At 64.3% G+C, this 24,520-nt stretch carries 26 protein-coding genes; 12 read left to right on the forward strand and 14 right to left on the reverse strand.

Going from position 1 to position 24,520, the window contains the following annotated elements:
* Window positions 1-27: 27 nt before the first annotated feature.
* Window positions 28-1,044, reverse strand: a complete 1,017-nt coding sequence (locus tag NLM33_RS09305) for a carbon-nitrogen hydrolase family protein (RefSeq protein ID WP_254095780.1) — start codon at window positions 1,042-1,044, stop codon at window positions 28-30.
* Window positions 1,045-1,256: 212 nt separating this feature from the next.
* Between NLM33_RS09305 and NLM33_RS09310 the strand changes: the two genes are divergently transcribed.
* The 4 genes from NLM33_RS09310 (at window position 1,257) to NLM33_RS09325 (ending at window position 4,012) form a co-directional block, all read left to right on the forward strand.
* Window positions 1,257-2,213: a helix-turn-helix domain-containing protein gene (locus tag NLM33_RS09310; RefSeq protein ID WP_254095781.1), complete on the forward strand. Its 957-nt coding sequence runs from the start codon at window positions 1,257-1,259 to the stop codon at window positions 2,211-2,213.
* 15 nt (window positions 2,214-2,228) lie between these two features.
* Window positions 2,229-3,383, forward strand: a complete 1,155-nt coding sequence (locus NLM33_RS09315; protein WP_254095782.1) for a transporter substrate-binding domain-containing protein — start codon at window positions 2,229-2,231, stop codon at window positions 3,381-3,383.
* Between the two features lie 126 nt (window positions 3,384-3,509).
* Entirely contained in the window at window positions 3,510-3,743 is a 234-nt protein-coding gene (locus NLM33_RS09320) for a hypothetical protein (protein WP_254095783.1), read from the forward strand.
* Window positions 3,744-3,850: 107 nt separating this feature from the next.
* The gene (locus NLM33_RS09325) at window positions 3,851-4,012 is read left to right on the forward strand and encodes a hypothetical protein (protein WP_254095784.1); all 162 of its coding nucleotides are present in this window, start codon (window positions 3,851-3,853) and stop codon (window positions 4,010-4,012) included.
* 321 nt (window positions 4,013-4,333) lie between these two features.
* Here the strand turns inward: NLM33_RS09325 and clpA are convergent, their stop codons facing one another.
* From clpA to NLM33_RS09340, 3 genes are all read right to left on the reverse strand, one after another.
* Window positions 4,334-6,748, reverse strand: coding sequence for an ATP-dependent Clp protease ATP-binding subunit ClpA (gene clpA / locus NLM33_RS09330; protein WP_027523019.1), 2,415 nt, complete (start codon window positions 6,746-6,748; stop codon window positions 4,334-4,336).
* Between the two features lie 267 nt (window positions 6,749-7,015).
* Entirely contained in the window at window positions 7,016-7,348 is a 333-nt protein-coding gene (clpS, locus tag NLM33_RS09335; RefSeq protein WP_254105700.1) for an ATP-dependent Clp protease adapter ClpS, read from the reverse strand.
* A gap of 833 nt (window positions 7,349-8,181) precedes the next feature.
* Window positions 8,182-8,520 (reverse strand): phasin family protein, encoded by a 339-nt coding sequence (locus tag NLM33_RS09340; RefSeq protein WP_254095785.1) that lies wholly within the window; start codon window positions 8,518-8,520, stop codon window positions 8,182-8,184.
* 436 nt (window positions 8,521-8,956) lie between these two features.
* Between NLM33_RS09340 and NLM33_RS09345 the strand changes: the two genes are divergently transcribed.
* Complete coding sequence (locus NLM33_RS09345; protein ID WP_254095786.1) at window positions 8,957-10,774, forward strand: D-alanyl-D-alanine carboxypeptidase; 1,818 nt, start codon at window positions 8,957-8,959, stop codon at window positions 10,772-10,774.
* A gap of 241 nt (window positions 10,775-11,015) precedes the next feature.
* On the opposite strand, the gene NLM33_RS09350 is transcribed toward NLM33_RS09345, so the two are convergent.
* The 4 genes from NLM33_RS09350 to NLM33_RS09365 form a co-directional block, all read right to left on the reverse strand.
* Entirely contained in the window at window positions 11,016-11,741 is a 726-nt protein-coding gene (locus NLM33_RS09350) for a DnaJ domain-containing protein (RefSeq protein WP_254095787.1), read from the reverse strand.
* A gap of 67 nt (window positions 11,742-11,808) precedes the next feature.
* On the reverse strand, window positions 11,809-12,564 hold the full coding sequence (locus tag NLM33_RS09355; protein WP_254095788.1) for a VWA domain-containing protein: 756 nt from the start codon (window positions 12,562-12,564) through the stop codon (window positions 11,809-11,811).
* 128 nt (window positions 12,565-12,692) lie between these two features.
* On the reverse strand, window positions 12,693-13,553 hold the full coding sequence (locus tag NLM33_RS09360; protein WP_254095789.1) for an alpha/beta fold hydrolase: 861 nt from the start codon (window positions 13,551-13,553) through the stop codon (window positions 12,693-12,695).
* Window positions 13,554-13,887: 334 nt separating this feature from the next.
* Window positions 13,888-14,811: a division plane positioning ATPase MipZ gene (locus NLM33_RS09365; protein ID WP_254095790.1), complete on the reverse strand. Its 924-nt coding sequence runs from the start codon at window positions 14,809-14,811 to the stop codon at window positions 13,888-13,890.
* A gap of 296 nt (window positions 14,812-15,107) precedes the next feature.
* On the opposite strand from NLM33_RS09365, the gene panC reads away from it, so the two are divergent.
* Both panC and NLM33_RS09375 read left to right on the forward strand, forming a co-directional pair.
* Complete coding sequence (gene panC, locus NLM33_RS09370; protein WP_254095791.1) at window positions 15,108-15,959, forward strand: pantoate--beta-alanine ligase; 852 nt, start codon at window positions 15,108-15,110, stop codon at window positions 15,957-15,959.
* Between the two features lie 76 nt (window positions 15,960-16,035).
* Entirely contained in the window at window positions 16,036-16,785 is a 750-nt protein-coding gene (locus tag NLM33_RS09375) for a hypothetical protein (RefSeq protein WP_254095792.1), read from the forward strand.
* Between the two features lie 2 nt (window positions 16,786-16,787).
* Here the strand turns inward: NLM33_RS09375 and NLM33_RS09380 are convergent, their stop codons facing one another.
* From NLM33_RS09380 to NLM33_RS09400, 5 genes are all read right to left on the reverse strand, one after another.
* Complete coding sequence (locus NLM33_RS09380; RefSeq protein WP_254095793.1) at window positions 16,788-17,228, reverse strand: DUF1489 family protein; 441 nt, start codon at window positions 17,226-17,228, stop codon at window positions 16,788-16,790.
* A gap of 42 nt (window positions 17,229-17,270) precedes the next feature.
* Window positions 17,271-18,254 (reverse strand): hypothetical protein, encoded by a 984-nt coding sequence (locus NLM33_RS09385; protein WP_254095794.1) that lies wholly within the window; start codon window positions 18,252-18,254, stop codon window positions 17,271-17,273.
* A gap of 155 nt (window positions 18,255-18,409) precedes the next feature.
* Entirely contained in the window at window positions 18,410-18,613 is a 204-nt protein-coding gene (locus NLM33_RS09390; protein WP_156944292.1) for a hypothetical protein, read from the reverse strand.
* A gap of 202 nt (window positions 18,614-18,815) precedes the next feature.
* On the reverse strand, window positions 18,816-19,184 hold the full coding sequence (locus NLM33_RS09395; protein ID WP_254095795.1) for a YidB family protein: 369 nt from the start codon (window positions 19,182-19,184) through the stop codon (window positions 18,816-18,818).
* 115 nt (window positions 19,185-19,299) lie between these two features.
* Window positions 19,300-19,959 (reverse strand): glutathione S-transferase family protein, encoded by a 660-nt coding sequence (locus NLM33_RS09400; protein ID WP_254095796.1) that lies wholly within the window; start codon window positions 19,957-19,959, stop codon window positions 19,300-19,302.
* 125 nt (window positions 19,960-20,084) lie between these two features.
* Here NLM33_RS09400 and NLM33_RS09405 point away from each other — a divergent pair, with 125 nt between their 5' ends.
* The 5 genes from NLM33_RS09405 (at window position 20,085) to NLM33_RS09420 (ending at window position 23,324) form a co-directional block, all read left to right on the forward strand.
* Window positions 20,085-20,807 (forward strand): DUF599 domain-containing protein, encoded by a 723-nt coding sequence (locus tag NLM33_RS09405; protein WP_254105701.1) that lies wholly within the window; start codon window positions 20,085-20,087, stop codon window positions 20,805-20,807.
* Between the two features lie 340 nt (window positions 20,808-21,147).
* Entirely contained in the window at window positions 21,148-21,657 is a 510-nt protein-coding gene (locus NLM33_RS09410; protein WP_254095797.1) for a DUF2867 domain-containing protein, read from the forward strand.
* Window positions 21,658-21,713: 56 nt separating this feature from the next.
* Window positions 21,714-21,842: a hypothetical protein gene (locus NLM33_RS49235; protein WP_256570521.1), complete on the forward strand. Its 129-nt coding sequence runs from the start codon at window positions 21,714-21,716 to the stop codon at window positions 21,840-21,842.
* A 202-nt stretch (window positions 21,843-22,044) separates the two neighbouring features.
* A complete protein-coding gene (locus NLM33_RS09415) occupies window positions 22,045-22,854 on the forward strand; it encodes a DUF3829 domain-containing protein (RefSeq protein ID WP_254095798.1) in 810 nt (269 codons plus the stop codon).
* A gap of 158 nt (window positions 22,855-23,012) precedes the next feature.
* A complete protein-coding gene (locus tag NLM33_RS09420) occupies window positions 23,013-23,324 on the forward strand; it encodes a chorismate mutase (protein WP_254095799.1) in 312 nt (103 codons plus the stop codon).
* A gap of 196 nt (window positions 23,325-23,520) precedes the next feature.
* On the opposite strand, the gene NLM33_RS09425 is transcribed toward NLM33_RS09420, so the two are convergent.
* Window positions 23,521-24,366, reverse strand: a complete 846-nt coding sequence (locus NLM33_RS09425; protein WP_254095800.1) for a hypothetical protein — start codon at window positions 24,364-24,366, stop codon at window positions 23,521-23,523.
* Window positions 24,367-24,520: the final 154 nt, after the last annotated feature.

A 24,520-nucleotide genomic window follows, 5' to 3' on the forward strand; every position in this document is an offset into this window, starting at 1 on the left:
ATGCCCTCCCGAGTACGAGCGCGACAATCAGCTCGCTGCCGCCGCGATGTCCGCGGGCTCGACGCTGTCGACCGGCAGCGCGAACTGCTCGACACGCTTGGAGGGCTTCTTGTTGAGCAGCAGCCGCGTGACGTCGGGCCGCGAATAGTGCCCGGCGGGATCGGCCGCGTTCTTGGCGACGCCGATGGCGCCGAGATCGATCTCGGCGATCAGAAGCCCTTCCTGATCCGGCGCCAGCTTGTCGCCGATCTGGCTGCCGTCGGGTCCATAGATCGCGGCAAAGCCGCCGCCGGCATGCAACAGCGCATGCTTGTCCGGCCGGTCGCAGAGCTCGTCGATCATCGCCTGCGAGACGGTCGCGCATGGCGCAAGCACGAAGCACGAGCCCTCCACCGCATAGACGCGCGAGGCGGCGTTGTTGACTTCTGCTCCGAGGGCGGGCGCGAAGGGATCGTAGAGCGAGAAGCTCGGCCAGGACGCCACATGCACCTGCTCGTTCTGGGCGTACATCGCGTATTTCGACAGCGGCTGGAGATGCTCCCAGCAGCACAGCGCGCCGAGCCGTCCGATGTCGGCGCGGTCATGGACGGCAAGATCGCTGCCGTCGCCCTCGCCATAGACGGTGCGCTCGGCATGGGTCGGCCGCAGCTTGCGGCGCTTTGCGATGGTCTCGCCATCGGGCCCGATCAGCCATTGCGCGATGTAGAGACTGCCGCCGTCGCGTTCGGAGAGCCCGATGACCGCGGTCAGGCCCGCCTTGCGCACGGCCTGCCGCAGCTTTTCGGCCTGCGGGCTGTCGTAGGCGAGCGAATTGTCGAAATAGCGCTGCACGAAGCCGCGGCCGATCGACCAGGCCGGCGAATCCAGCCAGATATGCCAGGGGTATCCGGGGATGAACACCTCCGGGAAGGCGATCAGCTTCGCGCCCTTGCTCGCGGCCTCCTCGATCAGCCCGATCGACTTATCGACCGACGCATCAAGGTCGAGCCAGGCCGGCGCCGCCTGCACCACCGCAACCCTGTATTTCGGATGTTCGATGCCCATTCCCGCCTCCATGCTCTCTAGGACGGGGCCGCTTTCCAGTTGATCGAAGGCCCAAGTCCGATGCAATCTTCCGATGCAGTTGATTGGGCCACGGCCGGACGACGCTCGCTCGACCGTCACGGCACGAAAATTCGACCGGGACGGCGGTCCGGGATTTGCTTCCGGTGGGGCAAGCGCACGCAGCTTTCGGAATGTGAAAGGGAGGCCTGCCGATGACCATCCAGTTCACCACGGACGGCAGCCCCGGATACCGGCGCCTGGCGCTCTGGCAGGACATCGTCTGCGACGTCTTCGTCGAGCTCGACTGCAAGTCGGATCTCGGCAACGCCTTCCGCGGCTCGGTGACGCAAGCCTCCCTTGGGCGCGCGGTCTGTTCGGATGTCTGCTCGGACCGTCAGCATGTCTTCCGTACGCCGTCGCGGATTGCGCGCTCGGATCTCGACTTCGTTCTCGTCGCGCTCGGCAATCAGGGCGTCGGCGGCGTCGTGCAGGACGGCCGCGAGACCGTGATCCATCCCGGCGAGTTCGCGCTCTACGACACCACGCGCCCCTATGAGCTGAAGTTCGATCACGCCTTCACGCAGACCATCTTCAAGGTGCCGCGCGAGATGCTGCAGCGGCGCCTCGGCGCCACCGAGGCGCTGACCGCGATTTCGTTCGGCGCGGACGCACCGCTGCAAAAGCTCGCCTACGATTTCATCTTCAAGCTTTGCCACAGCGCCGATCAGATCGATCCGCAGCACGCCGTCGCGCTCTCCGAGCAGGCGGTCGATCTCGTCGCCATGGTGCTGAGCGAACGGCTCGGCAAGATGTCGCCGCCCTCCTCGACGCATCGCTCGGCCCTGCTCTACCGGCTGAAGTCGCACATCCGCGGCCATCTCGCCGATCCCGATCTGTCGCTGTCGGACACTGCGGCCGCGCTTGGCATCTCGCCGCGCTATGTCAACGATCTCCTCAGCCAGGAGCACACCTCGTTCCAGCGTTACGTGCTTGCGGAGCGTCTTGCCCAGTGCCGGCGCGATCTCGCCTCGCCCGCTCTCGCAGGGCGTCAGGTCGGCGAGATTGCGTTCGCCTGGGGCTTCAACGACCTCTCGCATTTCGGCCGCGTCTTCCGCGAGCATTTCGGGATGTCGCCGCGCGACTTCCGGCAGAGCCAATTGCCGCACTAGACTGGAAATGATTTGATGCTTTGCGCCAATCTCGCGGTCCGTTTTCGTGCAGGGACCGGTCGGCTATTCCTGATGCGCGTGCGCTGCGCGGCGCTTGACGCAGCCCTTGGGCTGGCGTTGGCGCTATTTGTCTGCATCTCCGGCTCCATGGCCCAGGAAGGGACCACCAAGCTCCGGGTGGCGACCCGCATCGTGCCTCCCTTGGTCATCGAGAAGAACGGCACCCTGGGTGGCTTCAGCATTGAGCTCTGGAACGGCATTGGGGAGCGACTGCATCGCGAGACCGAGTACGTCATCACGCCCGATGTCGGCGAATTGCTTGCGGCCGTGGAAAGCGGACGGGCAGATCTCGGGATCGCAGCCATCTCGATCACATCAGATCGCGAGAACAGGTTCGACTTCTCCCAGCCGATCCTGAATTCGGGACTACAGATCCTGGTGCGCGGTACCGCTGCGAATGTCGAGCCGAATCCGCTGCTCGAGTTCGTGGAGTTGTTCTTCTCCCGCACTCTCCTGATCTGGCTAGGCATTGCGCTGCTCCTGATCCTCATTCCGGCGCATCTGATTTTCCTGGTGGAGCGACATCATCACAACGGAATCATTCCAACGAGCCGGTATTTTCCGGGAATCTTCCATGCGATGTTTTGGGCCGCAGGCACGCTGGCGACCCAGGCGGATCAAATGCCCCGGCACTGGATCGCTCGCATCGTCGCCGTGCTCTGGATGTTCACGGGCGTGGTCTTCGTGGCCTTCTATACGGCGCAACTGACGGCATCGCTGACGGTCCAGCAGATCAGGGGACCGATCAATAGTCCGCAGGATCTCGTCGGCAAACGCGTCGGCACGACACGGGGAAGCACGGCCACACTCTATCTGAATGAGGTCAAGGCCGAGGTCCGCGAGTTCGATAAAGTCGATGACCTCTACAAGGCCCTGTTGGATCAGGAGGTCGACGCGGTCGTCTTCGATTCACCTGCGCTGCTTTACTACACAACCCACGACGGCAGGGGATTGGCACGAACCGTCGGCAGTGTCTTCCATCGGGAAGACTACGGCATCGTCTTTCCGACCGGCAGCCCGCTGCGCAAGCACGTCAACGAAGCGCTTCTCGCGCTGCGCGAGAGCGATGCGTATCAGCGGATACACGAGGAATGGTTCGGCAAGCGCTAGGCCAGTGACGCCGCAGCGCCGCGCCCGATGCCGCCGATGTGACTGATCGTGAAGCCGCGAGCGATTGCGGTGCCGCAAGCCGAACCTCACCTAAGGTCGGTATCAGGTTCCATCGGGGAGAACGCAATGCGTCCCGTCTTGCTCTTGAGCCTTCTGATCGCGCTATCCAGTGCCGCCAACGCCGCTCCGGTGCATCACACGCACCGGCACTATGCCGTTGACCCTGCCCCTCGCGCGTACAGGGATCCCATGTCGAGTTTTGGCTATGCGCAGCCTCGGGCACCGGCCCCCTATCTGTACGTGCCGAGCGATCAACCCGATCCGACGGTTGACAGTCCCTACAAGAACTGGGGCGGCTAGCTGATATCGCATGCAGCCCTTTCGCCCGGCTGCATGCCCGTCGCGCATTGACGTGCATCAAGCCGACCTTCGCCGGACGTGCCATGGTCTACGCGCGAGGATTGTCGATGCGCCGATTTGCCATGAAGGCATTGTTCACCGCCCTTAGCCTCAACAGAGAGGAGAGGAAGCGGATCGATTGGGATCGCAACGTCCTGATCTTCTCGACGGTGGTGACTGCAGGCCTGATCGCGCTCTATGTCTTCGGCAAGGCAACGTCGCGCTGGTAGGACGACGCCGACTTCGTGCAGCGCCTGCAGAAGGGCTACAGCAGCATTCACCGCTTCAGCCGACCTTCCGTTTCGAGCGTGCCGATGCCGAGGCCGAGGTCAACTACCTCAAGGCGATTCAGAAGCTAGGGAAGCAGAAATAGCGCCGTAACGGCACGCGGGTCGCCGATCGGCCCGCGCGGGGCCCTCCGCCGGCGCCAGCCGCGAGAAAGCCGCGCCCGCCGCGGGCACCCGACGCCGGGACCTAACGCCGCCGCAATAGACACTCGACAAAAAAGGCCGGCTTCGCAGCCGGCCTTTTTCAGTTCATGACGCTCCCGATCAAACCTTGACCAGCGGCCCCTTGGAGGTCGGCCCCTTGGAGGGGCCACCGGGTCCGCCCGGCTTGGACTTGCCTGACGGTGGGCGCTTGCGGGCGCCGGGCAGCTTCTCCTGCTTCGGCGTGACCGGGCCCTCGACGAACTCGAAGCCGATCTTGTCCTTCTCGGCGTCGGCCTCGTCCTTGACCAGCACGACGCGGACATGACCGCCGCCCTTGAGCTTGCCGAACAGCACCTCGTCGGCAAGCGGCTTCTTGATGTGCTCCTGGATCACGCGGGCCATCGGCCGCGCGCCCATCTGCTCGTCATAGCCGTGCTTGATCAGCCAGGCCTTGGCCTCCTCGGACAGCTCGATCGTGACGTCGCGGTCGCCGAGCTGCGCCTCGAGCTGAAGCACGAACTTCTCCACGACCATGCCGATCACGTCGGCATTGAGATGGGCGAAGGAGACGATGGCATCGAGGCGGTTGCGGAATTCCGGCGCGAACTGCCGGTTGATCGCCTCGTGATCGTCGCCTTCCCGCTTGGAGCGGGTGAAGCCGAAGGCCTGCTTGGCAAGATCGGCCGCGCCGGCATTCGTGGTCATGATCAGGATCACGTTGCGGAAGTTGACCTGCTTGCCGTTGTGATCGGTGAGCCGGCCATGGTCCATGATCTGGAGCAGCACGTTGTAGAGATCGGGGTGCGCCTTCTCGATTTCGTCGAGCAGCACCACGCAATGCGGATGCTGGTCGACGCCGTCGGTGAGCAGGCCGCCCTGATCGAAGCCGACATAGCCGGGAGGCGCGCCGATCAGACGCGACACGGTGTGCCGCTCCATGTATTCGGACATGTCGAAGCGCAACAGCTCGACACCGAGGCTGGAGGCAAGCTGCTTTGCGACCTCGGTCTTGCCGACGCCGGTGGGCCCTGAGAACAGGTAGCAGCCGATCGGCTTCTCCGGCTCACGCAGGCCGGCACGCGCCAGCTTGATCGAGGCGGACAGCGACTCGATCGCCTTGTCCTGGCCGAACACGACGCGCTTCAGGGTCTGCTCGAGATGCTTGAGCACCTCGGCATCGTCCTTCGACACGCTCTTCGGCGGGATCCGCGCCATCGAGGCGATCGTGGTCTCGATCTCCTTGATGCCGATCGTCTTCTTGCGCTTGTTCTCGGCAACCAGCATCTGCGCCGCACCGGATTCGTCGATCACGTCGATCGCCTTGTCCGGCAGCTTGCGGTCGTGGATGTAGCGCGAGGAGAGCTGCACCGCGGCCTCAATGGCCTCGTTGGTGTATTTCAGCCGGTGGTAGTCCTCGAAGTACGGCTTCAGCCCCTTGAGGATCGCAATCGCGTCCTCGACCGTCGGCTCGTTGATGTCGATCTTCTGGAAGCGCCGCACCAGCGCGCGGTCCTTCTCGAAATGCTGGCGGTATTCCTTGTAGGTGGTCGAGCCCATGCAGCGGATGGTGCCCGAGGCGAGCGCCGGCTTGAGCAGGTTCGACGCGTCCATCGCGCCGCCCGACGTCGCACCCGCACCGATCACGGTGTGGATCTCGTCGATGAACAGGATGGCGTTGGGATGCGCCTCGAGCTCCTTCAGCACCTGCTTCAGGCGTTCCTCGAAGTCGCCGCGATAGCGCGTGCCCGCGAGCAGCGTGCCCATGTCGAGCGAGAACACGGTCGCGGCCGCCAGGACCTCCGGCACCTCGCTGTCGACGATGCGCTTCGCAAGGCCTTCCGCGATCGCGGTCTTGCCGACGCCGGCCTCGCCCACGAACAGCGGGTTGTTCTTCTGCCTGCGGCACAGCACCTGGATGGCGCGGTTGATCTCGGAATTGCGTCCGATCACCGGATCGATCTTGCCGTCGCGCGCCTTCTTGTTGAGGTTGACGCAATAGGTCTCGAGCGCCTCGCCCTTTTTCTTGGAGTCCTCGTTGCCCTTGGTCTCGGTTTCCTCGTCGACGCCGCGAACGGGGCGCGCCTCGGAGACGCCCGGCCGCTTGGCGATGCCGTGGCTGATGTAGTTGACCGCGTCGTAGCGCGTCATGTCCTGCTCTTGCAGGAAGTACGCGGCGTGGCTCTCGCGCTCGGCGAAGATCGCGATCAGAACGTTCGCACCGGTCACTTCCTCGCGACCGGATGACTGCACGTGAATCACCGCGCGCTGGATCACGCGCTGGAAACCGGCCGTCGGCTTGGCGTCGTCGGCTCCATCCGTCACCAGATTTTCGAATTCGGTCTCAAGATAGTTCACGAGACTGGTGCGCAGCTTGTCGAGATCGACGCTGCAGGCCCGCATGACGGCTGCTGCGTCAGAGTCATCGATCAGCGACAGCAGCAAATGTTCGAGCGTCGCGTATTGGTGATGACGCTCATTTGCGATCGCCAGTGCACGATGCAGGGATTGTTCAAGGCTTTGAGAAAAAGTCGGCATTCGCGTCCTCTGTGGCCCCCACCATCATGATCGCCATCGCCCGGTCAGGCAACAACAACCTTTGTCACATATAGTTATACAAGATCGCGGCAAAAGACCGGTTCCGCGACACTGGACTCACGCGCGGTACTTTCGATGCAAAACCCGTTCCGATTTGGGCGGGACTGGCGCCAGTACCCCTGCTCCCCGTAGTTCGCCGGCCATCGCGGCCGTGAGGATAACGAGCTGGGTGACACGAATGTCAGAACGCCAGAAGTCGGGACGCGCCTACTTCTTTTCCATCACGCATTGCAGGGGGTGCTGATGCTTGCGGGCAAAATCCATCACCTGAGTGACCTTGGTCTCGGCGATCTCGTAGGTGAAGACGCCGCATTCGCCGATGCCGTGATGGTGGACATGCAGCATGATCTTGGTCGCGGCCTCGATGTCCTTGTTGAAGAACTTCTCCAGCACGAGAACCACGAACTCCATCGGCGTGTAGTCGTCGTTCAGGATCAGCACCCGGTAAAGGTTGGGCCGCTTGGTCTTGGGCTTGACCTTGGTGATGACCGAGGTGCTCGGGCCGGACGGACCATTGGGACGGTTCTCGTCATTGCTCATCCGGGGAGCATAGGCGACGGCTGACACTGGCAGATCGAGGCTGGAAGTTAGTTGCGGCATGGCACAGGCGTTCAAAATCCCCACGGAAGCGTATAGCAGCCCTCCACGCTGCTCCGCATCGGAGCCTCGCATAGGCGCGCCGTCTTGTTCGATCGCCGCTCCCGACCGGTCCGGTCCTCACCGGAACGGCATCAGTGAATATGGGCCTGCCCCCGGCCCGCCGCAAGCGTGCAAGGCTCGACCTATGCGGCCGCGGCGGTCCCGATTCCCGGTTCCTGGCGATCCTGACCAAGGTTAGTCAATCCTGACCAATTTGACAAAAAAATCCGATCGGCAGGTTCTTCTGCCCTCAATCAGGAACCCGAGGTCAACCCGCGGCAGCCAGTTCACGGGCCGCCACACCTCCGGCCTTCTACGGTCGAATTAACCAGCCATGCAATTGCGCGCTCTTCACCGACAAAGCCTCGCTGCCGACCAAGCGTCACGGTCGACCATACGTTCGCAAGCAGCGGCAGCGCGGCAACCACGGCTGCTCTCCGCGGTCGACGAACAACGGCGCGGCGACATCTCGACAACGTCAGAAAATTGCAACGACGCGCAAACGGCAGCCAGGTTCGCAAGAGCGGCGCGACTACAGGCAACAGCGCGACGATCTCGATCAACGGCGCAAGCGTTCAAAACTCATCTCGCCTCACGCGCCATGCAACGGCTGCCTGAGCAGCTCAGCCGATCGGCCGCCAGGAGACCTTGTGCAGCGGCCCCCGCGAACGCGTCCACGAAAAAAGCCCGGCTGAATCAGCCGGGCTTTTCCGATTCCAGGACTTGACGAAGAGTTACTGAGCGGCCGGGTTGAACTTCGAGACGATGGTCTCGACCGGCTTGAACGCCTGCTTGGCGAGGTCGTTGTAGAGGCCGGCGATCTTCTGCGATTCCGCAACGAAGGTCTCGTAGGCGGAGCGCGCGAAATCGGTCTGCGCTTCCATTGCCTTGTCCAGCGACTTCACGCCGGAAAGCTTCTCAACGAAGGACTTGGTGTCCTCGAACGACTTCTTGGTGTAGTCGCCATAGGCGCTGGCGATCGCCTGGATGCCGTGCTGCACCGAGGTCGCGGAGGCGACGCACTGCTCGAACTGCTCTTTGCCGTAGTTCTGAAAGTCTTCAACCTTGAACATCATGGAATCCTTTTTTTCCCTGGCTCTCGTCCGGAAGCCTTAGATTTTTCAAGCCTTGGATATCAAGCCTTGGAGTTCTCCTCGGGGCCGCCTGACGCTGCCCATAATTAGTGCAACGCACAAAAAAGTCAAGAATCTTTGTGCGGCGCACAATAATGCATGCAACTTGAGGTGATTCCGGGATATCTACGCAAGGGTTCCTTAAGCTTTTGGAAACCGGGCGCCCCTACCCTGATTCCCTGGACGTGTTCAGCTTCCGACAGGCGGTCAAAAGCCGTTTGCGAACATCGCCTTAGCCAGAACAGCGGCTTGAGCTTCGGTCGCCGGCGATCAGCGCCGGCGGATTGGCGGTTCAAGCAGGTCATGGTCCCGGATCTGGAGGGCACAATTTTGCCTCACGAGCCGGTGATCAAGTCAGAAACGGGGACGGGGTTTCATGCTTCGTAAGAACTGGTCTTCCTCGCGCTTGGCGCGGGCTGGGGTCTTCGGGCTTCTTACAGTCACCACCGCGGTCATCTTCACCAGCGATGCTGCCGAAGCGCGTCGCCACCGCGGCCGGCACTACGCACACCATCGCGTGCATCGCGACTCCGGCGAGAGCTATAGCCCGCAATTCGCCTCGATCATCGTCGACGGCAATTCCGGCGCGACCCTCCAGTCGACGAGCCCGGACGGGCTGCGTCATCCCGCCTCCCTCACCAAGATCATGACGCTCTACCTGCTGTTCGAGCGTCTGGAGTCCGGCAAGATGAAGCTCGACACCGAAATGCCGGTGTCCCAGCATGCCGCCGACCAGGATCCGACCAAGCTGGGCCTTCGCGCCGGTCAGACCATCCGCGTCGAGGACGCGATCAAGGGTCTCGTCACCCGTTCTGCCAACGACGCGGCCGTCGTGATCGCGGAAGCGATCGGCGGCGATGAAGACGGTTTCGCCCAGATGATGACGCGCAAGGCGCGCGCGCTCGGCATGTCGAAGACGGTCTACCGCAACGCGTCCGGTCTGCCCAACGACGAACAGATCACGACAGCGCGCGACCAGGCCACGCTCGGCCGCGCGATCCAGGATCGCTTCCCGCGCTATTACCGCTATTTCTCGACCACGGCCTTCAACTTCCGCGGCCACACCATTACCGGCCACAATCGCCTGCTCGGCAGCGTCGAAGGCGTCGACGGCATCAAGACCGGCTACACCCGCGCCTCCGGCTTCAATCTCGTGAGCTCGATCCACCGCGGCAACCGCTTCCTGGTTGGCGTGGTCCTGGGCGGCCGCAGCGGCGGCTCGCGCGACGCCATCATGCGCAACCTGCTCGCGGAGAACCTCGAGAAGGGCGCAGGCACCCGCACCGCGGCAGCCATCACCGAGCGCAATGGCGCCGACACCAGCGTCGACGTCGCCGACGCTTCCGACACGCCGGCGCGAGCAGCACCGCAGGTTCAGGCGGCAGCAGCCTCCGCTCCCGAAGCGCCGGCGCCGCGCCCCGCCTCGCGCCTTGCCGCGCTTGCCGCCGCCACCGCGGCGATGCCGCCGGCCGCCAAGCCGGAGCCCAAGGCCGTCGAATCCAAGGTCGAACCCGCGCCGCTGACCAATGGCGTGATCTCCAGCCAGCCGCTCTCGATCATTCCGGGCTCGTCCGAGCCGATGAAGCCGGTCAAGGTGAAGACGGTTCAGGTCAAGGCCGGCGCCGTGAAGGTCGCTTCCGCCGTCCCGTCGCAGCCAGCACCGCCGATTACCAACACGATCTCCAGCGCGCGTGCCGAAGTCGCGGAGACCTCCGGCGCCGTCGTCGCCAAGGCAGATCTCGTCAACAAGCCGGACGTCGTCGCCAAGCCTGAAGTCGCCCGCAGCGAGCTGCCACCGCAGCCGCCCGGCTTTGGCACCGGCAACGGCATCCTTGGCGTCCTGCCGGCGTCCGGCGCCGCGGCCCCCGCGCCTGCCGCAAAACTCGCCTCGGCCGAACCGGCCCCGCAGCCGATCCAGATGAGCGCGACGACCAAACCGGTTGTCACGCACAGCGGCTGGATCGTTCAGGTCGGCGCACTTGAAAGCGAGAACGAGGCGCAGCAGCGCATCGAGGCCGCCCGCAGCTCGGCCCGCGGCCTGCTCAGCAAGGCCGACCCCTTCACCGAAGTCGTTGCCAAGGACAATCGCAAGCTGTTCCGCGCCCGCTTCGCCGGGCTCGAGCGCGACCAGGCGGAAGCCGTCTGTCGCACGCTGAAGCGCGCCGACATCTCCTGCATCACCGTCCGCAACTGACGCCGACCAAATCGATCCGATCCCAACGCCCGCGCCTTCCGCGCGGGCGTTGTCGTTTCAGGCGGGGTCGTTACAGGCAGGCGCAAAGACTGCTTCGCAACAACCTCTCGTCAACGATTTACGGTTAAGTTTTTGCTCAAGGGATCGACCACGCCGACAACGGCGGGCGACATCGGGGCGACGGCAGACAGAGCAATACGGAGCTGACGCGGTACGGGCGTTTGTAGCGTTGTTGCCGGAGTTAGCCGTTATGCGTGCGAAGCAGAGTATCCTTGGCCTCGTTTACCCGGGCAGCGAGATACGTCGAGCCCCCCTGGTCGGGATGCAGTTTCTTCATCAGGGTCTTGTGGGCCCGGCCGATCTCGTCGCGCCCCGCGCCCGGCTGCAGGCCAAGGATCTGATAGGCTTCCTCCGCCGTCATTTTGCCGCTCGGCGCCGCGCGGCCCTGCCGCCCTGCCGCATCGCCCTGCGCGTTCTGACGCCAGGCGGGAAACCGGCGGTCCAGATAGCTTTCGAGTAGCGCGACGCTCTCCGCGTCGAAGGCGGGGCACATCGCAAGCAGCGCGGTGAGATCGAACTCGTCGAGCGAACGCCCGGCGTAAGGCCCTGCGACGATCTCGCCTGCAAGCTGACCGGAATCGTGGTCCAGCCGCATATCCAGAAATTGCGAGCGGACGCGCGAGGTCTGCCCCGACGAGCGCGTCGCGCCGCCGAACAGCCCGCCGATATTGCCGAAGGTCGAGTTCGCGAGCGGCGTCCAGCCGAGCAGGCCGGCACCGAAAATGCCGAGCGGAATCGCGACCGCCAGCTCGCCCCGCAGGCCCGTGAAGGCCGCAACCGCCAGCGCCACGACCCCGCCGCCGACCTTGATCGCGCGCGCGAGCACCGCCGGATTGGCGGAACGGAACATCTGCAGCAGCAGGTAAAGGGTGACGACGGCGACAGCGCCTGCGATCAGGGTCGGCATGATCGCAATATAGTCGCCTTGGTCACAAAAAGCATGCGGCCCCGTTTCGCTGTGGACGGCCAGCGCCTCACTTCATCTGCCCGATCAGCTTGGCTGCGCCGCTCGTCGTCTTGGCCAGCCTGAGCAGCGCCTCGCGGCCGCCGGCGGCGTAGGCCGCCGCCGCGCGCAACAGCTCGCGCAGTTGCGCGGCCGCGCCCGGATCGAACCTGCACCAGGCCCCGCCGGTCAGGCGCGCGATCTCGCGGAACGCCTGCTCGGCGGTTGCATCATGACCTTCCTGAAACATGAAGACGGGCACCTTGAGCATGCCGAGCTCGCCCGCTCTGGCACAGAGCTCGTCGACCTTCTCCTCCATGGCATCGCCGACGAAAACCACCGCGCGGACGCCGGAGGATGCCGCTTCGCGCCGCGCCTCGGAAAGCACCCGGCCGATCTGGGTGTCGCCGCCGCGGCAATCGATCTTGCTCATCAGGCTCGCGAGCTTGGTGCTGTCGGAGATCCATCCTGTCGCACGGCACTCGTTGAAGCCGCGGTAGTAGACGAGCCGGATATCGAGGCTGCCGAGCGCCGCCGCCTCGCGGAACATGTCCGCCTGAAGCGCACAGGCCATGTCCCAGGTCGGCTGCCGGCTCATCGTGGCGTCGAGCGCGAAGATCAACCGGCCCTTCGCGCCCGGCGCATGCGGCGACATCGCGCGCGCCTTGGCGACGAAGGCGGCGATGTCGTCGCTGGTGGAGGTCTTGGCCTGCGGCAGCCTGCCGTCGGCCTCGGCCCGCGCCGATACCGCATCGCCGCTGCGTGGTTTGGTCGGTTCGCCGGACATCCCTGCTCGCACATTGGACTACACCGCCAATATGTGGCGAGCGCGCCGTGATCGGTCAATGTGCAAAGGCCTCCGCAGCGGTCAGCAGCGGAGGCCTGGCGGGACGAATTCTGGGTCGACGGATGCGGTCAGCTCTTGGACGGCGCCATCAGTGCGACCGGACCGGGTTCGAGCGCGCTGGGCGGCGCCTTCAACGTATCGACGGGCGCAATCTCGCTATCGGTATCGGCGAGGAATTTATCGAGCATACCCTGGATCGAGTTCTTCGCGCCGTCCGGACCGGTGTCGCGCATGTCGTTGTGCTGGAAGTCAGTCTTGACCACCGTGATGCCCGCCTTCTCGCACTCCTCGTCCGTCGGGAGCACGCCCGCATCGGTCTTGAACTGCGGATCCTTCGAGCGGAAGGACAGGATCTTGAACTTGCCGGCGGTGACGAACGGGACGCGCAGATTGTCCAGCGTCACGACCTTCTTGACCTCTTCAGGATACTGCTTGGCAAAATACATCGAGATGTCGCCGCCCATGGAATGGCCGACCATGGTCACCCTGGCGTAGTCGGCGTTGGGCTGGACGCCCTTCATGTCGTGCAGCGCCAGATGGATGTTGGCCACACCGCGCAGGATCTGCGGCAGACGGCCGACATAGAGCTCGCCCGGCTTTGTCACCATCGGCGGATCGGTCGGCAGGTCATGCTGCGGGCTGACCACGAGGTAACCACGCATCGCGAACACGTTGGCGAGGAAGCCGTACTCGGTGTTCTTGACGGTGTTGCCGTGATTGAGGACTGCGACCGGCAACGTGATCAAGCCGGCATCGGCCTGCATCTCGCGATCGCGACGGACGGCAATATCGACCGGCACCGGGCGGTTGTCGCGCGAGGCATCATAGAAGGTGATGGTCTCGTGCTTGATCGCCCATTTGCTCATCGTGAAATAAGCGACGCCTGCAAGGGCGGTGACTGAAACCAGAATGGCAATTCCACGCTTCATTTTCGTCCTCAGCCTCACGCTCAGGCTCTTCTGGCCTGAACTCCCGTTTGAATTCGTGTTGCTCGAAGGCTCTAGGGCCCCTTGTCGGTTATTCCCTAATATATGTCACAGCGACGTGACAGGAAGACCAAATATTGTGAAGTAGCAGCCCTTTCGTTGTGCGCTGCACTCGTTTCGTGGGCACGGTATTCCAAGACCACTACGTCAGGTACACTGGTACGCCAGACGCAACCTCTCTGCGCCGGTTCAATCGCGATGGCCCCGCCCGGTTCCCGTGGAACCGGTGGCTTGATCGAAAAATCTTCGGTGGAAGTAGCTGCCTACCGCGCCCGGGTCAGGCGCCGAGGATGTCGTGAACCTCGAGCGGCTTGTCGACCTGGCTGAACCATTCGGCGCGGTTGGCGGCGCGGCGGCGTCCGCGCTCGTCGAGCGGCAGCTTGAGCTGGCGGAGCAGGCTCGTCACCTCCTCGCGGGCGGTGACGTGGCCGAGATTGGGCCGCATGCCGAGGGTCGCTTCATCGATATCGTCGAGAGCCGTCAGGCCGCGCGGGAAAAATTCGCGGTAGACGACACGCTCGGCAAAGCCGTCGACATAGCGGAAGCCGAGCCGCAGCGACAATTCCTTCAACCCGTCGGCAACGAGCTGCTTGTTGCGCGAGCCCAGCATCGACAAGCGGTTGCGCACCACGATCCAGTCGGTGGTCGAGCCGTCGAGCTGGCGGCGCTTGCGGCGGGTGTCGCGGACCATCTCGGCATAGTGGCTCTCGCCGATCACCGCATAGTTGGCGGGATCGACGGTGCCGAGCACGTCGAAGTCGAGGAAGCTGTCGTTGATCGGGGTGACCAGCGTGTCCGCCATCGAGTGGGCGAGCCGCATCAGGTAGCTGTCGGTGCCGGGCGTATCGATGACGATGAAATCGAAGTCGCTCTCGACCGCCGAGACCGCCTCCATGAATTGCAGGAACTCGGAGTTCTCGTTCTCGGCGATCTGCATGGTCTCGCCGAGCTTGATGCAGCGATGCACCGGCAACTCGAGGGCGAGGCCGGTGCGGCGTGCCCAGGCGGAACGGTTGCTGATGTAGCGGGTAAAGCTCTGCTGGCGGCAGTCGAGATCGATGGTGGCGACGCGCTGGCCGGCCTTCAGCAGCGCGACCGCGATGTGCAGGGCCGTGGTGGATTTCCCCGAGCCACCCTTCTCGTTGCCGAGCACGACGACGTGCGCCGAGCCCGATTGGCCTTGGCTAGCCTGCACAAGCATTTTAGGAATCCTCGACGCCCCTAACAAATATCTTCAAGTTGACCGGGTCTGCGGTCAAGTGAAATGCGTGACAGGAAATGCAAATCGCAACGCGCGGTTCTTAATCATGAATCGCGCGCGTGCTTCGCGGCTGTGATCCAGCCGACACAGCCGACATCGTCGCGCCGCGCGAAACATTCTCTGACGCCTGCGGATGCATGGCGTCCACCCGTTCCGCTTGTTAAGGTTAGCCTCGGCCCTGCGGACCGCCGCGCCAGCCGCACCTCCAGCCGCCAAGACTTCAACCAAGAGTCCAGATGCCACGAAGCCCCTTGATCGCCCGCACGGTCCCTGCCCTGCGGCGCAACCTCGACAATCTTCGCAAGCGGAAGGCCACGGTCGCGCTGGTGCCGACGATGGGCGCGCTCCATGACGGGCATATGTCGCTGGTGCGCCTCGCCAGGCGACGCGCGAACAAGGTCGTCGTCTCGATCTTCGTCAACCCCACGCAGTTCGCGCCGACCGAGGATTTCGGGGCCTACCCGCGCACCTGGAAGGCCGATATCGCAAAGCTCGCGGCGGAGGACGTCGACCTGGTCTGGCACCCGACGGTCGAGGCCATGTATCCGGAAGGCTTTGCGACCCGCATCGTGCCGGAGGGACCGGCGCTTGCCGGACTCGAGGACCGCTTCCGGCCGCATTTCTTCGGCGGCGTCGCCACCGTCGTCGGCAAGCTGTTCACGCAATGCCGACCGGAGGTCGCGATCTTCGGCGAAAAGGACTTTCAGCAATTGCGGGTGGTCACTCAGATGGCTGGAGATCTCGACCTCGGCGTCAAGGTGGTCGGCTCGCGCACGGTGCGCGAGCGCGACGGGCTCGCGATGTCCTCGCGCAACGTCTATCTGTCGGCCGATGAGCGCCAGCGCGCTGCAACCCTCTATCGCGCCATGAAGGAGAGCGCCGGGCGGATCCGCGCCGGCGAGGCGGTCGCGCCGGCGATGGCCGCTGGCGCGGGGATGATCGAAAAGGCCGGCTTTGCGCTCGACTATTTTGAAGCCCGCCATGCCGAGACGCTGGCGCCGGCCAGTTCGCGCAAGGACGGGCCGCTGCGCATTCTGGTGGCGGCGCGGCTCGGCACCACCCGCCTGATCGACAATATCGCGGTGTAGGACGCCCAGGTTGCGCTTGCGCGGTCCCTCGCCCGCATGGATGATTGGCGCGAGACGGAAAGCCTATGGGCAGGGCATGTCATCCATCCGCACGATGGTCGCGAGCTGTGTGCTGGCGCTCGCCGCCGGCAGCGCCGCGCAAGCGCAGCAGCGGCCGCCGATCGGCGTGTTCGGGTCGCCGCCGAACGCCATGATCTTCTATGTCGCCCATGGTCCGGTCGGCGCCTGCGGACCGGGCTGCGCGGACTGGATCGCCGCCGAAGGCACCGTGCAATGGGACAGCTACAAGCGGCTGATCGCGATCCTCGACCGCCAGCAAGGCCGCAAGCTGCCGCTCGTGATCCATAGCTGGGGCCAGTCCGATCTCAATGTCGCAGCGAGCCTCGGCCGCATCCTGCGCGACCGCGGGATCGACGTCACAGCGGGCGAAACCGATGTCGAGGCCTGCGCCGGCAAGTCGGAGGCCGATTGCTTTGCGCTGAAGCGTCCGGGCGGATCGCTGGACGCCCAGGTATCGTTACCGGACCCCGCCTGTGACCTTGCCTGCGTGCTGATCCTGGCAGGCGGTGTGCATCGCAGCCTGCCAACCGGCGCAAAGGTGGTGCTGACCGGCCAGACCATCTACAACCGCCGCGCGCCCAACGTCTCGGCCGAGCGGCGCGAGAACCTGACGGTGCTTTTTGGCGAACAGCAACGGAGATACCTGCACGACATGGGCATCGAGCAGGAGTTGACCGATATCGTGGACAGTCTGCGAGAAGGCGGCGGACGGCTTGAGGTGCCGGCGTCCGATTGGGTGCGGTTGCACCTCGTCACGCCGCCGTAGCGTTACAGCAAGCCGAGATCGCGCAATTCGCGCCGCATCGGCTCGGGCATCGCTGCGATGGTTCCGGCCGCGGCCTTGCCGAGATCGGGCGGCACGGAATCTTCGGTCAGATAGCGCCAGCCCTGGAACGGCCGCATCGGCCGCGGCGATACCGTGATCACCTTGGGCTGCATCACGATCCGGCAGCGTCCGATGCCGTCCTTGTCGCGGAACGGCTCGATGCCGATGATCTTTTCGCGCGCGGCGATCTCACCCTTGATCACCCAGTAGAGCGAGCCGCCCGACAGGATCTCGGCGTCGCGCTTGGGGACCATGCGCGTGACGTGGATGTGATGTTGCGGCAGGCCCTTCTTCTTGGCGGCCTGCATCCGTTCGGCGATCCACTCCTTCAATTCCTTGACGGAGTCGCAGCCGACGGCGAGCTTGATCAGATGTAGTGGCATGCCCCAGCATTAGCGGGCCGGCCGCGCATTTGGAATGCCGAACTAGTTGTTATCCGCAGCCGCGGGGGCCGGCGCCGGCGCAGGCTGAGCAGCCGGCGCGATTTGAACCGGTGCAGACGCAGGCGCGCGCGCGGCCTTCGGAGCGGGCGGCTTCTTCGCCGCCGGTGGCGGCGCCGAAGCCTGCGCCGAGGTTGCCGCAGCGGGCGCGCGCGGTGCAGCCGGCGCCGCTGCGGTTCCGGACGGCGCCGAGCGTGCGGGCGGTTCCGGCGCCATGATGCTCACGGCCGGCGTCGATGCGGCGCTTGGAAACTCGGCATTGGTCGGCTTGCCGGTCGGAACCGACGGGGACAGCCCGGCAATCGCACCGGGCATCGGCGTCGCCGGCACATTCCAGGTGGCTGCATAGCGTGCGACCAGCCCGTCATAGATATGCGCATCCATGTTGGCGGCGACATGCTGCTGATCCGTCAGTGAACGGAACGCGGCGCAGTCGAATTGCGTGCAGCCGTCGCGGGCGGCCAGCACCTGCGCGACGAGGCCATAGCGGTCGCGCTCGATGGCCCGCCGCAACGCCTTGAGTTCCGGGGTCGGGTTCTTGCCGGCGGCAGCGACATCGCCGAGCGCGGTGAGCCGGCTGATCTGGGCCGCGGTGTAGGAGACGGCGGCGGCGGCCGCTTCAGGCGAACCAAACAGCGCCTTCTCGCAGGCCGCCAGAACGGTGTCGCCGGCCAGATCGTCGATGCAGGATAGCGCGGGCAGAGCGGCGGTCGTCACGGGCTGCGCGCGGGTTTCGCTCGTGGGACCTTCCCTGCCCGGTCCATAAGCGCGCATGGTCGCAGCAACCGCGATGCCGATGGCGAGCAGTGCAATCACGGTGAGCGCCCCGTTGGCGACCGAACGCTCGGCGCGCAGCAGCGTGATCAACAGGATCAGACCGAAGAAGCCGGCGGCCGCCAGCGTCAGCCACATCGGAAAGCCCGGTGAGCGCCAGATTTCGTCGAGCGAATTGGCCCATGCCCAGTTCATGCGCGATGTCCCCTCACGCGAGCCAAGATCGCATCAAGATCAAATTCAGTTATGGCAACTGCCCACGAAGCGCGAGCTCGCTCACCATGTTGACTTGAACCGGGCCTTTTGACGGCGTGACGACATTCAATTCGTCATCCCACCCTTGCTTATCGTCAGGACAGGGCGAGCTGGCTTTCCTTGGCAACCCGTTCGAAGGCTTCGGTCGAGCTCTTGATCCGATACTGACAATCGTCACCCTCGGTCGGCAGCAGGCGGATGACCTCGTAGGTCCCGCTGGCAGCCGGGCGCGCGATATTGCTGGCCGTGAAAAGGACGCGCGCGCCCACGGGGAATTTGTGCTTCAACACCCTCTCCATCACTCAAACAACGCCTGCCGCGCCCACGTGTCCCGCTGCGGCGGCCGGCCGGAAACCCGGCGCGGTGTATAGCACGCGGCCGGCCTTCTTGGCCAGCGCTATACCACTATGGCAAACGTGTGATTTTGGTAATATTTTCAGCACGATAGCGGTCAGACCGCGCGTCGAAACACCGTCCGGAACCGTAGAACTACGGCCTATCTCAGGCTCCGTGTGGCAGCCTTCCATCAGGGCTCGCATTGTCCACAGCCTTGGGCAGCTCCTGGGCCAGGATCTGGCTGAGCTGGTCGACCGGAATGTTGTAGCGCGCGGCGAGCTGCCTGACCGTATCGTTGCCAAGCACCTGGCGGAGCTGGTCGGCCGAGATCGGCAGGTTCTGGCCGTTGCCGAGCCACGACTTCACTTGGTCGCCGAAGCCCGCCTGCTCGAGCTTCGCGACGATGGCACCCAAGCCGCCCTGGTTGTTGCTGCCGAGCACCTCGTTGAGCACGGCCGGCAACACGGCTGCGCCAAGCTGGCCGAGCGCGCTGCGGAATGCGGGGTTGTTTTCCAGCGCGTCGAAGATTCCCATGGCCCGTCTCCCCTTGCGCCTGATGCGCGTTGCCTTCGCCGATTGAGCGCCGCCCGCCGGCCTGCCGTCAAGCCGCGCCCAATCACATTCCTGTCTGCGGCTCGATCCGCCCCGCTTACGCGGTTTCGAACTTCTCGATGACCAGCGTTTCGGCGAGCCCGTCCCGCGTCCATTCCTGGAATGCCGGCTGCGCCAGCATGGTGTCCATATAGGCGCGCGTCTGCGGCGTGACCTCGATCGCATAGGTGCGGAAGCGGTGTACCACCGGCGCATACATCGCGTCCGCCGCGCCGAAGCGGCCGAACAGGAACGGTCCGCCCGCGCTGTAACGCTCGCGGCACTCCTGCCAGATCTCCTGCACGCGCGCGACATTGGCTTGCGCATCCGCCGACAGCGTCACGGGCCGCACCGGCCGGTGCAGGTTCATGCCGCATTCGCCGCGCAGCGCCATGAATCCGGAATGCATCTCGGCGCACACCGAACGGGCATGCGCACGCGCCGCGGCGCCGTCGGGCCACAGCTTCTTCTCCGGAAAGCGCTCGGCGATGTATTCGATGATGCTGAGCGAATCCCACACCGTGACGTCGCCGTCGACCAGCACCGGCACCTTGCCGGCGCGGCTGAAGGAGATGATGCGCTGCTTGTCCGCGGGATTGTCGGTGTAGAGCGGGATCACGACCTCCTCGAACGGGATGTCGTTGGCGCGCAGCGCGAGCCAGGGCCGCATCGACCATGACGAGTAGTTCTTGTTGCCGATCGCGAGCTTCAGCGCCATGTGACTGGTCCTTCTCAAATGCTGGTCCATCAAGCCGCTGCTTTTAACGCCATCGCCTGCACGCAATCAATCGTTGCCGCGACGGAACATGCATGGCAATCCTGCGCGCCAACGAGGGGATCACAATGAGCGGATACTGGGTCGACATCGCCGCGGTCGGCTTTTTCGTGCTGGAATGGTTCGTCTACGCCATGACGCTGGAGCATTCGGCCTATGGCCGCGACAGCCTGTCGGCGCGCATGAACCGCTACCGCGAGGTCTGGGTCCGCCGGCTGCTCGACCGCGAGGCGCGCATGGTTGACATGCAGATCATGGCCTCGCTCCAGAACGGCACCGCCTTCTTCGCCTCCACCAGCCTGTTCGCGATCGGCGGCGCGCTGGCGCTCTTGCGGGCGACCAACGACGCGCTCGCGATCCTCTCCAAGCTGCCGGTCGATCTCAGCCCCTCGCCCGCGCTGTGGGAGCTGAAATGCGTCGGCCTCGTGCTGATCTGCGTCTACGCCTTCTTCAAGTTTGCCTGGGCCTATCGCCTGTTCAACTATGTCGCGATCCTGTTCGGCGGCATGCCACCGGCCTCGCAGCGCGACACGCCGGAAGCCGAAGCCCACGTTCTCCGCGCCACCCGCCTGTTCGAATCGGCCGGCCGTCACTTCAACCGCGGCCAGCGCGCCTTCTTCTTCGCACTCGGCTATCTCGGCTGGTTCGTCAGCCCCTGGGTGCTGTTCGTGACGACGGCGGCGGTCGTCATCGTGACGTGGCGGAGACAGTTTGCATCGAGCGCGTGGGCGGCGATGGCGCCGGAGCCTTTGGCCGCGGATGGCGATGAGGCGCGAAAGCGCAGGCACTGACTTCAACTCTCGCGTCCCGGACGCGCTGCAACGCGCGGTAAGCGAAGGGCGGGCGCAAGCCGCTCAGTCAGGGACACATGTCTTTCGAGCTGCGTCCCAAACTCCATCCTGACATGGGATATCCACAAAATCGGCGAGAAGGTTGGCCGCAAGCAGCGCAAGACCGGTGACCAGCAGGATAGCCAGAGCGACAAGCCATTTTCTCATTCCAGGAATCCTACTTCCGCACCACCAGCCAAGCGCGGACCGCAGCCGCAGAGCCGGGACGATGGCGACGAGTAATTTTGTGCACTGGACTGCACCCCTTGCGGCTGAAGGCACTCTAGGAAAGACTGGCGGCATGATCAAAGCTCATGCGGTGCCCGTGCCGTCCGACTGCGTGCTGGCGCCGCGTTATGTGGGCGCGGACCTGCTGGATGCGTTTGCGATTCAGCTGCCGGCGGGGGCGAACGACGATCTCGAAGTGCTGGCGCGCGCTGGGTTCGAGCGGCCGGCGGGGTGGATTCGCGCGCTGACGTGGGTGCGTGATGCGATGATGGCGACGGTCGGCGTCAAATCGTCTCGCGCGATCGGTGCTGCTGCCGCGGCGCGGGGGCCGGTGATCGGCTACTTTCCGCTGCTGTCGAAGAGTGCGGGGGAGTTGGTGGTGGGCGAGGACGACCGGCATCTCGACTTCCGCGTCGCGATCCTGCTGCGCACGGGCGCGGCGGGCGGCCGGGAGCTCGTCGTGGTGACGGTGGTGCATTGCCATAACCAGCTGGGGCGGACCTACCTGGCGGTGATCGCGCCGTTTCACCGCGCGATCGCGCGGGCAAATTTGGAACAGGCGGCAAGGGTGACGCAAGGGTGATCGAGCGCTAGATCAGTTCGACGGGGATGCCGAGGATTGGCGCGGGAAGAGTTACGGTGACGGTGCTGGACTGCATCGACAATGTCGCTCTCAAGGTCGGCTTTGACGACCCGGGCTATTTCACTCGCTTGTTTCGCCGTAATGCATTGTTTGCACCGCCCCCTCACCCATCACGGGTCGATTGAACCGGCTGACGGTATCCTGCGACGAACAGCGCGGGAAGCGGCCGTCCCTCATGCACGGCCGGGTTTATTCATGAGGGCGCTCTTGAAAATCTCGTCTACGATCTTCGCCGCCGCGGTTATCCTGCATTGTGCAACCGCCATGGCACAGCAACAACAATCCCCGTCTCCCGATCTTGGCCTGCACGAGATCGCGGATTCGGACATGGATCGTTACATCGCGAAGTCCAACGGCGTCGTCGGCCTCCTGAACGCCTCGCTGCGCGGCAAAGATTCCTGGAACAGGTATCTGAGCTGGGTCGATGTGAAGCGCGGCCCGACCGGCAAGGAGCGCATCATCTATGGCCTGTATTCGGTCGGATCGTCGGCCAAGGACGCGATAGAGAAGGCGCGCAAGACAGCGGGCGACAAGCCGGCGATCCCTGCGCTCGACGACGCAGCGAAGCAGCTCGCCTCAGCCTTTGAAACGCTGATTCCGATCCTGAACGAAGCGGAAGCCTACTACGATCGAAAGGACTATCTTTCCGACAACATGACCGGCGGCAAGGAGCTGCATGAAAGGCTGCTGCCGGCGGCAACGGCGTTTCTCGCTGCGCGCGCCACGACCGAGGCACTGCAGAACCAATTCAAGGACATGCTCGACCGTCAGCAATTGGCGAAGATCGAAAAGGCCGAAGGCAGAAGCGTGCGCTGGCACGTGCTCAACACCATGACACTGGCGAAGAAGGCGGTCGACCTGATGCCGTCGAACCCGAAGGGCGGTGCAGACCTCCAGCAGTTCGATGCAGCGCTTGCGGCTTTCGGCAGCGCCGCGCGTGACTTCGATACGGCGATCCGCGAGTCCGGAAAATCCACCTCGATCGATTCGTCTCCGCGAGAGATTCTGGGCAAATTGCGCGAGATGCGCGACAACATCGCCAAGGGCCACGCCGACAACATGACGTACTCGATGGACTATAACGGCGTTATCCAACGGTATAACATGATGGTGACGATGTCGAACGCGTTCCGTTGAACTGACGGTCGACGGACTTTCCTGACGCCCCACGGCCAAATCGAGTCCGCTCGCGTGCTTCGCTCAAAGCGCTATGGCAGTCGCTTTCGCTCCTCGAACTACGGTGCCAGTCCAGCACTGTCACCGGAATTAAAGAACTCGCATGCAGGAACATGATAATGAGCGACGAACAAGAAGTGCCGCAGGCACTCGTTAGTCTGCGTCAGAGCATCGACAACATTGATGCTGCATTGGTTTACATGTTGGCCGAACGCTTCAAATGCACGCGGCTGGTTGGCGAGCTCAAAGCTGCTTCGGGATTGCCGGCGGCCGATCGCAGCCGGGAGGAGGTGCAAATTTCACGGTTGAGACGGCTCGCCGACGCAGCGAACTTGGATCCTGTTTTTGCAGAGAAGTTTCTCAAGTTTATTATCAACGAAGTCATACGACATCATAACGAAGTTGCCGCCACCGGATCTTCGGATCAATGAGGTCGCCGCAGGTTCTTTCCCGTGACTCACTACTTTAATTGGCGGCACACGCCCTCGCCTTCGCTCAACTGGGCCACAATATCTTGTGCTGCCAGTCGAGGCGGCGATGGGGTTGATTTCGAGGAATCAGATTTGGCATCGGGCAAAAGTCGCTCCGCACCGCCAACCTCGACCGCTGCGCTCGCAATGACGGGAGCTACGGCGCCCCGAAGTCCCTTGGCGTGAAGGTGAGGTCCAGCACCTTCCACTCCTCGTACTTGTCGGCCGGCAGCATGGTGTAGGGCTGGCAGGCCTGCAGCGCGGCCTTGGCGGCCTGCATCAGGGCGAGGCCCTTGGCGGGCGATGCGCTGGCCTCGATCAGCGCGGGGACGGTGGCGAGCTGGCCGTCGCTTGTCATGAATGTGCGCATCTTGATGTGCACCTTGTCGGACGGCGCGATCGTCTCCGGCAGCTTGGCGCAGTTTCGCAAGTGACGGCGGAATTCGGCGATGACGTTGGCCGGAAGCTTGGCCGCTTCGGCGTCCGCGGCGCCGCCGCCGTCGTTGTCCCTGGGGGCGTCCTTCGGCGAGGGCGGCAGCTCGGCGGGCAATCCCAGCATCACGCCGTATTTGAGGGTCACGTCGGGCTCCGGCTGCTGGTAGCTCGGCGCCTGCGGCGTGGGTTGTGGTTGTGGCTGAGCCTGCGGCTGCGCATTGGCGTCACGCTTGGCCGGTGACGGCTGCGGTGAAGGCTGTGGCCGCGGCGAGGCCTGTGGCGTCGGCTGTGGCGGTGGCTGCTGTGCGGCTTGCGGAGGTGGCGGCGGTGCAGGCGCCTCCGCCTTGTCCTTCGCGGTCAGCTCGGGCAACGAAAGTTGCGGCGACGGCGTCGGCTCCGGTTCCTTCTGCTTCAGTTCCTCCGGCGTGACGATGTCGACGGCGACCGTGTCGCTCGGCGGGGCATGGAACGGATGCACCTCGCTGATCAGGACGATCAGCGCCACCAGCGTCAGGTGCACGACGGCCGACGCCGCAATGTCCGTCCGTATGATCCGCCGCCAGTCCATGGCCCAACTTCGGTTGTCACCCCTGGTCCTAAAGCGCGCTGAGATTGGGATGAATCGTCATCGCGCTTTAGGTTGTTGTTTGAGCATGATCTCCGCGCAAACGCGTTCCGCGTTTGTCGCGAGGGAAAACCGCCTCACACTTTTCCGGATCATG

Source organism: Bradyrhizobium sp. CCGUVB1N3 (genome assembly GCF_024199925.1).
Taxonomy (GTDB): domain Bacteria; phylum Pseudomonadota; class Alphaproteobacteria; order Rhizobiales; family Xanthobacteraceae; genus Bradyrhizobium.